Annotated in this window: 5 protein-coding genes; all 5 read left to right on the top strand. The window is 73.8% G+C overall.

All coding sequences use genetic code 11. The features are described 5' to 3' along the window. Positions 1 to 83: 83 nt before the first annotated feature. Complete coding sequence (locus tag ACWDS7_RS13320; RefSeq protein ID WP_451929484.1) at positions 84 to 2222, top strand: protein kinase domain-containing protein; 2139 nt, start codon at positions 84 to 86, stop codon at positions 2220 to 2222. Continuing rightward, a complete protein-coding gene (locus ACWDS7_RS13315) occupies positions 2219 to 4195 on the top strand; it encodes a protein kinase domain-containing protein (RefSeq protein WP_451929483.1) in 1977 nt (658 codons plus the stop codon). The genes ACWDS7_RS13320 and ACWDS7_RS13315 overlap by 4 nt, the downstream gene beginning before the upstream one ends. Positions 4196 to 4254: 59 nt before the next feature. Next, entirely contained in the window at positions 4255 to 5703 is a 1449-nt protein-coding gene (locus ACWDS7_RS13310) for a serine/threonine-protein kinase (RefSeq protein ID WP_451929482.1), read from the top strand. Positions 5704 to 6087: 384 nt separating this feature from the next. After that, positions 6088 to 6867 carry an electron transfer flavoprotein subunit beta/FixA family protein gene (locus tag ACWDS7_RS13305; protein ID WP_451929481.1) on the top strand — a complete coding sequence of 260 codons (780 nt, stop codon included), beginning with the start codon at positions 6088 to 6090 and terminating at the stop codon, positions 6865 to 6867. A 19-nt stretch (positions 6868 to 6886) separates the two neighbouring features. Continuing rightward, positions 6887 to 7840 carry an electron transfer flavoprotein subunit alpha/FixB family protein gene (locus tag ACWDS7_RS13300; protein WP_451929480.1) on the top strand — a complete coding sequence of 318 codons (954 nt, stop codon included), beginning with the start codon at positions 6887 to 6889 and terminating at the stop codon, positions 7838 to 7840. Positions 7841 to 7878: the final 38 nt, after the last annotated feature.

Here is a 7878-nt window from a genome sequence, read left to right as displayed (position 1 = left end):
CCGGCAGACGTTGTTCAATCGAAGAATATGGCCTGATGGTTCATCTCATGGGCGGTGTTTAAGCCGGTATGGTTCTTCATGCCATGAATCAGGACGACCGACTGGGCCCCTACCGACTGCTCCGGCGGCTCGGTGAAGGCGGCATGGGTGTGGTCCATCTCGCGGTCGACCCCCAGGGCCGGCAGGTGGCGGTGAAGGTCCTGCGGGCGGAGGTGGCGGGCGACGACGTCGCGCGCCGCCGGCTCTCGCGCGAGGTGGAGACCATGCGGCGGGTGCGCACCGAGCACATCGCCGAGGTGCTCGACGCCGACGTGACCGGCCACCGCCCCTACATCGTGACCCGATACGTCCCGGGCCAGCCGCTGGACGAGCAGGTCAAGCAGGACGGCCCCATGGAGCTGCCCGCGCTGCTCAAGGTCGCGCACGGGGTGGCGTCGGCGCTGGCCGCCGTGCACTCCGTCGGAGTGATCCACCGTGACCTCAAGCCGGGCAACGTCCTCATCCTGGACGGCCAGCCCGTCCTCATCGACTTCGGCATCGCGCAGGCCGTGGACGCCACCCGGCTCACCCAGACCGGCATGTTCATCGGCACGCCCGGCTACCTCGCCCCGGAGATCATCGAGGGTCACGAGGCGGGTCCCGAGGTGGACGTGCACGCCTGGGCGGGCACGCTGGTCTTCGCGGCCACCGGCCAGCCGCCCTTCGGCAAGGGCACGCTGGAGATGATCTTCTACAACATCACCGCGGGCAAGGCGAACGTGGACGCCGTCCCGCAGCCGCTCCAGCCGGTGCTGCGGGCCGCGCTCCAGCGCGACCCGGCCAGGCGGCCCAGCGCCGCCGAGCTCGCCGCGCAGGTGGAGCGCCTGCTGCCCAGGGCCGGCCGGCCCCGGGTGCCCGACGAGATCACCACACTCCAGCACCTCGACGACTCCGGCCGCCCGGCGGGCCAGGGCACGGGCGGGCAGAGCCTCCTCGCCGGGCCGGGCGTCCCGGGTCAGGGCCCCGTCACCGGGCCCGGTGTGCCGGGCCGCGTGGGCGACCCGGGTGACGTGCCGACCCCGGCGGCCTCCCGCCCGGCGGGTCCGCCGCAGTCCACGCCGTGGCCCCCGCAGCCGCAGCCGCAGTCGCGCGAATACGTCTCGCTGCTCGGGGAGCAGCCCTACGACCCGGCCTCCACCCGCAAGGTGACGGCCGAGGAGCTGCGCCAGGCGGCGGCCCAGCAGGCCTCGCACGACCTGCCGACCGGCCTGCTCAGCCCCGAGGACATCCCCACCCGGGGGCGCTTCGACGGCGGCCGGCCCGGGGCCGACCCGGCGAGCCCGCTGGAGGCCACGGCGCCGGTGCCCGACGGGGAGATCCCGACCCAGCGGGTCCGCCCCCAGGACCTGGCCGAATACGTCCGCGGCTACACCTCGCAGCCCGGCCACCTCCAGCAGTCCGGCCCCGCCCCGCAGCCCGGCTACCCTCCGCAGCCCGGCCCCGCCCCACAGCCGTATCCGCCGCAGCAGGCGGCCTTCGAGCAGACCCCGCACGTCCGCCAGCCCGCGCCGCCGTCCTACCCCTATCCGCAGCCGTCCCAGCCGCAGCCGCCGCACCTCGGGCAGCGCCCGGGGCACACGCTGCAGCGCTCCAAGGCGTACGGCGTGGCGAGCGCGATGATGCTGATCCTCATGGTGATCGCGGCCGTCCTCGCGCCGGTCATCGTCGCCGCCGTGGCGATCCCGGTGGCGATCCTGCTGCGGGCCGCCGACATCGCCCAGCCCGCCCTCAACGCCCGCCGCCCGGTGGGCGCGGCCGCCGCCGACGTGTTCCGGGTGCTGAGCCAGCCGGCCGCGCTGCTGAAGTCGGCGGGCATCACCGCCGCGCTCGTCCCCTACGCGCTGATCCTCGGCCTGCCGGTGACGCTGCTGCTCACCGTGCTCGCCGTGCGGATGCCCCCCGCCAACGCGCTGAGCTGGGGCACGGCGGTCGCGCTCTGGACGGTCTGCGCCGGGCCCGGGGTGGAGGGCCCCGGCCGGCAGATGCGACGTACCCTGGCATCACTGCTGCCTTCGCGCAGCGCGGCCATGATCGTGGCCTCGGTGCTGGGCGCGGTGGCCGCACTCATGATCCTTGTCGCGATCGGCACCGTGGGGGACAGGGCACGACCGGCGCGGTGGGCGCCTGTCGATGTCGGAACGGTGGTGACGGAACTGACGGATCTACGGAAGGCGGCGCGATGACGGGGGAGACGCAGGCGCCTGAGCGGTTGGGACCGTACCGCCTGCTCAGAAAGATCGGCGAAGGTGGCATGGGGGTCGTCCACCTGGGGCTCGACGAGGACGGCCGGGAGGTGGCCGTCAAGGTCCTGCACCCGCACGTGGCCGCCGACCTCAAGGCCCGCGACCGGCTCACCCGCGAGGTGGAGACCATGCGGCGGGTGCGCAGCTCGCAGGTCGCGGAGGTTCTCGACGCCGAGCTGACCGGCGCGCAGCCCTACATCGTGACCCGCTTCGCCCCGGGCCGCACGCTGGAGGAGACCGTCCTCGCCGACGGGCCGCTCCCGGCCGACGAGGTGATCAAGCTCGCCCAGGGCATGTGCGCGGCGCTCGTGGCGATCCACGCCGCCGACGTCATCCACCGCGACTTCAAGCCGTCCAACGTGATGATCGTCAACGGTGAGCCGCTGGTCATCGACTTCGGCATCGCGCACCTGGTCAACGCCACCCGGCTGACCCAGACCGGCATGTTCGTCGGCACGCCCGGCTACCTCGCGCCGGAGATCATCCGGGATACCGAGATCACCCAGGCGGCCGACGTGCACGCGCTGGCCTCGACGGTCTTCTTCGGGGCGACCGGCAAGCCGCCGTTCGGCACGGGCAGCTTCGAGGTCGTCTGCTTCAACATCATGGAGGGCCGGGCCAACATCGACCTGGCCCCGGTCTGGCTGCGCGGCTGGCTCCGCCAGGCCCTGGCGGTCGACCCCGCCGACCGGCCGAGCGCGCAGGCGCTGCACCGGATGGCACGCGCCCTCGACCCCTCGGTGACGGTCTTCCAGGAGACGCCGCCCCCGGCCCCCGCCGACGGCGGCACCCGGGTGTTCGACGCCGGCGACGGCACGAAGGTGCTCAACACCGACGGCACCAAGGCGCTGGGCGGTCAGGGCGCGTCCCCCTCCACCCCGCCGAACGGCACCCGAGCGCTGCCGCAGGACGGCACCTACGCCGACCTGCTGACGCCGGTGGAGTACGCCAAGCCGGAGCGGCGCGAGCGCAGGCCGCGCGCTGAGCCGACCCGCCCCTCCGAGGCGGCCCCGCCGCCCTACGTCCCGGCCACCCCGCCGCCCTACGTCCCGGCACCGCCCTCGGCGCGGCAGCAGAGGCCCGCCCCGCCGCCCTACGCCGACCAGCGGGTCGCCGGCTACCCGCCGCCCCCGCCGACCGGCCAGGCGCAGCCGTACGCGCCGCCGGCCGTCCAGCCCCGGCCGCACACGCCGCCGCAGGAGCGCCCGCACACCGAGCCGCAGAACCGGCCGCGCTACCGCACCGGCCACCCGCTGGCCGCGGTGCTGCTGCTGACGATCCTCGTCGCGCTGGCCTGCGTGCGGCCGGTCATGGTGAGCGCGTTCGCGCTGGTCGCGGCGCTCTGCCTGCGGGTCGGCGAATACCTCTTCGGAGACCTGGCCCAGCGCCGCTCGGTGCGGGGCAACAGCGCCACCGACCCGCTGCTCCTGGTCCTCGGCACGCCATGGGCACTGATCAAGGCGCTGCTCGCGACGCTGATCACGGCCCCGCTGGCCGCGATGTTCGGCATGTGCGCGTGGGGCGGCCTGGTCTACATCGGGAAGATGGAGACCGACCCGGCCGCCGCCTACGCGGCGGGCGCGTTCGTGGCCGGGCTGTTCGTGCTGCCCGGCGGCGGCAAGCCGCGCAGGGCCGTCTCCCGCGCGCTGACCGGTGTGATCCGCAGCCCCGGGGCGGCCATGGTGACCACGATCGTCCTGGGCACGCTGGCGTTCTTCTCGGTGATGGCGGTGCTGGGGGCGGCGCCGTCCTTCGCGCCGTGGGACGAGCCGACCGACGTGGTCAAGCAGCTCACCAGGGAGTGGCAGGCCCAGGTGGAGAACGGCAAGATGGGCGTGCTCGACCTCATCGGCGGTCTGGTCAAGGACCTGATGACGAGCCTCGGTCTCGGGTTCCTCACCTTCGGAAAGTGATCCGTGCGCGATCGGCCCCGCTGATGCACGATTGAGGGGGACAGGCCGGAAGGAGTCGCATGGGAGCGCCGGACGGTGAGCGTCTAGGCCCGTACCACCTGCTGTCGACGCTCGGGGCGGGGGGCTTCGGCGAGGTCCACCTCGCCCTCGACCCCGAGGGGCGCACGGTGGCCGTCAAGATCCTGCACCCGCACGTCGCGGCCGACGCCACGGCCCTGGCCAGGCTGGCCCGCGAGGTGGAGACCATGCGGCTGGTCCAGGGGCCGCACGTCGCCGAGGTCCTGGACGCCTCGCTGGAGGGCGCCCACCCCTACCTGGTCACCCGTTACGTGCAGGGCCGCCCGCTCAGCGCGGTGGTCGCCGCGGACGGCCCGGTCGGGGGCGGCGACCTCGTACGGCTGGCGCGCGGCCTGGCCGAGGCCCTGGCCGCCGTCCACGCCGCCGGGGTCGTCCACCGCGACCTGAAGCCGGCCAACGTGATCCTGACCGACGGCGGGCCGGTCGTGATCGACTTCGGCATCGCCTGCGCGCTCGACTCGGCCTCGGTCACGGTCTCCGGCGCGGTCCTCGGCACCCCCGGCTACCTGGCGCCGGAGGTGCTGGAGGGCACGGGCTCGGGGGAGGAGGCCGACCTGTTCTCCTTCGGCGCCACGCTGGCCTACGCGGCCACGGGGCGGCACCCCTACGGCATGGGGCCGCCCTCGGCGGTGGGCTACCGCGTCGTCCACCACGACCCCGACCTGGAGGGCGTGCCCGGCTGGCTGGAGCCGCTGCTCCAGGAGTGCCTGCGCCGGGATCCGCCGGCCCGGCCGTCCGCCGCCGAGCTCCTGGACCGCCTGGGCGCCGCGGGGCCGGCCGTCCACGCGGTGATCCCGCGGTCGCGCCCGCCCTCCTCGGCCGCCACGGAGGTCCACGACGCCGCCGGCGCCCGGGAGCCCGGGACCCGGGAGCCCGGCAGGGCGCGGGAGTCCGTGAGGGCGCAGGAGGCCGCCGGGACGCGGGGGTCCACGGGGGCGCAGGAGGCCGCCAGGGCCCACCGGGCCACCCTGGCCCGGGAGGCCGCCGACGTCCAGGACACCGCGCTGCACGAGGCGGCGGCGGGGGGCGCGGTGCAGGAGCTCAGCACCCGGGAGTGGCGTCCGGGACGCCGTCCGGCCCCCGGCAGGCCCTCGGCCGAGGAGGCCCGCGAGCGCCGCCGGGCGGTCCTGCACCGCCGCTGGGTCATCGGCACCGGCCTGCTGGTGTCGCTGGCGGCCGCGACGGCCAGGGAGCCGCTCCCGGAGGTGTCGCTGCTGCTGCTCACCACCTACGGCCTGGCGACGCTGGTCGACGGGGGGATCGCCCTGTTCGCCCGCCGCAACCGCGCGCGGGCGGTCGTGGACCTGGCCTGCGGCGCCGGCGCCGTCGCGCTGTGGGCCGTCCTCGGCACGTTCTTCAGCACGCTCACCCTCGCCCTGGCCCTGGGCACCGTCATCTTCGTCCTGGTCGCGATCCTGATGGCCAGCTGAGGGCCGGGCCGGTCCGCGCTCCCGGGCTCCGGGCCGGCCCGCCCGGCGGCCGAGGGGCCCGGCGGTCACGGATCCGACACGGATCCCGCGCGCGGATTCCGGAATATAGTTCGGTATGGTGGGGGAGGCAGCCGGGCGGGCAGCCGGCCGGTCGTCTGGCGCAAGCCGTTCGACCTGGTGGTTTGCACCTAAACTACCGACGGGTAACATGATGTCGGGGGCCAGGACGGGCGAGCCCCACCCGGCCACCCGCTGTCACACCGCCCTCGGGCACCTGGCAGTCTTGGCACCACGTGCACGTGCCCCGCGTGTGCGTACCGAGCATCCGGCGCCAACCGCAACGACGCGGTGGCGCACGCGAACACGGGAGGTCGGCCACCGGCCATGAACATCGTCGTCTGCGTGAAGCAGGTCCCCGACACGGCGACCGAGCGCAAGCTGAGGTCCGATGACAAGACGCTCGACCGCGATGCCGCCGACGGCGTCATCAACGAGCTGTGTGAATACGCGGTCGAAGAGGCGCTGCGCCTGAAGGAGGCGCACGGCGGTGAGGTGACCGTCCTCACCATGGGTCCCGACAAGGCCGGCGAAACCATCCGCAAGGCCCTGGCGATGGGTGCCGACAAGGCGGTCCACCTGGTGGACGACGCGCTGCACGGCTCGGACGCGCTGGGCACCTCCTACGCCCTGGCGCAGACGCTCAAGAAGATCGGTTTCGATCTGGTCGTGCTCGGCTCCGAGTCGACCGACGCCCGCACCGGCGTGCTCGCCGCCATGCTGGCCGAGCGCCTGGACGTGCCGCAGCTCACCTTCGCCAACAAGGTCGAGGTGGCCGGCAAGGGCATCACCATCCAGCGCGTCACCGACTACGGCTACGACAAGGTGGAGGCCACGCTGCCCGCCGTCGTCTCCGTGGTCGAGAAGATCAACGAGCCGCGCTACCCGTCCTTCAAGGGCATCATGGCCGCCAAGAAGAAGCCGGTCGAGAAGCTCGGCGTCGCCGACGCCGAGATCGACGCCTCCCAGGTCGGCCTGGCCAACTCCTGGAGCGAGGTCGCCGACTTCGCCGTCGCCCCGCCGCGCGCGGCCGGCACGGTCGTCAAGGACGAGGGCGACGGCGGCGTGAAGACCGCCGACTTCCTCGCGTCGAAGAAGTTCGTCTGAGAACGGGGGTTAGCTGAACATGTCTGAGATTCTCGTTCTGGTCGAGCAGGTCGAAGGTCAGGTCAAGAAGGTCACGCTGGAGCTGCTGACGCTCGCCCGGAAGCTGGGCACGCCGTCGGCCGTGTGGGCGGGGCCGGGATACTCCCCCGAGGCCAAGGCCAAGCTGGCCGAATACGGCGCCGAGACGATCTACGTGGCCGACTCCGCCGAGATCGGCGACTACGTCGTCGCGCCCAAGGCGGAGCTGCTGGCCCAGCTCGTCTCCGACAAGTCCCCGGCCGCGGTGCTCGTCGCCGCGACGGCCGAGGCGAAGGAGATCGCGGGCCGGCTGGCCATCAAGATCGACTCTGGTGTGCTCACCGATGTCGTGGGCCTCCAGGACGGCCTGGTCGCCGACCAGTCGATCTTCGGTGGCGGCGTCAACGTCCAGTCGCGCGTGACCAAGGGCACTCCGATCGTCGCGGTCCGTCCCAACGCGACGCCTGTCGAGGCCGCCGCCGGCGCCGGCGCCGAGGAGCAGGTCTCCGTGGCCGTCTCCGCGGCCGCCAAGGGCGCCAGGATCGTCGAGCGCGTCAAGGAGGAGAAGGGCGCCCGCCCCGAGCTCACCGAGGCCGCGATCGTGGTCTCCGGTGGCCGTGGAGTGGGCTCCGCGGAGAACTTCTCCATCATCGAGAAGCTGGCCGACTCGCTCGGCGCGGCCGTCGGCGCCTCCCGCGCCGCCACCGACGCCGGCTGGTACCCGCACCAGTTCCAGGTCGGCCAGACCGGCAAGACCGTCTCGCCGCAGCTCTACATCGCGGCGGGCATCTCCGGCGCCATCCAGCACCGGGCCGGCATGCAGACCGCCAAGACGATCATCGCGATCAACAAGGACCCCGAGGCGCCGATCTTCGAGCTCGCCGACTTCGGCGTCGTGGGCGACCTGCACCAGGTCGTCCCGCAGCTGACCGACGAGATCGCCAAGCGCAAGTAGGCACCGCACGCGAGAACGGCGCCGCACACATGTGCGGC

This window comes from Streptosporangium sp. NPDC003464, from assembly GCF_053588315.1.
The sequence above is the reverse complement of the archived record's forward strand: the minus strand, read 5'-3'. Positions and strand labels throughout refer to the sequence as shown.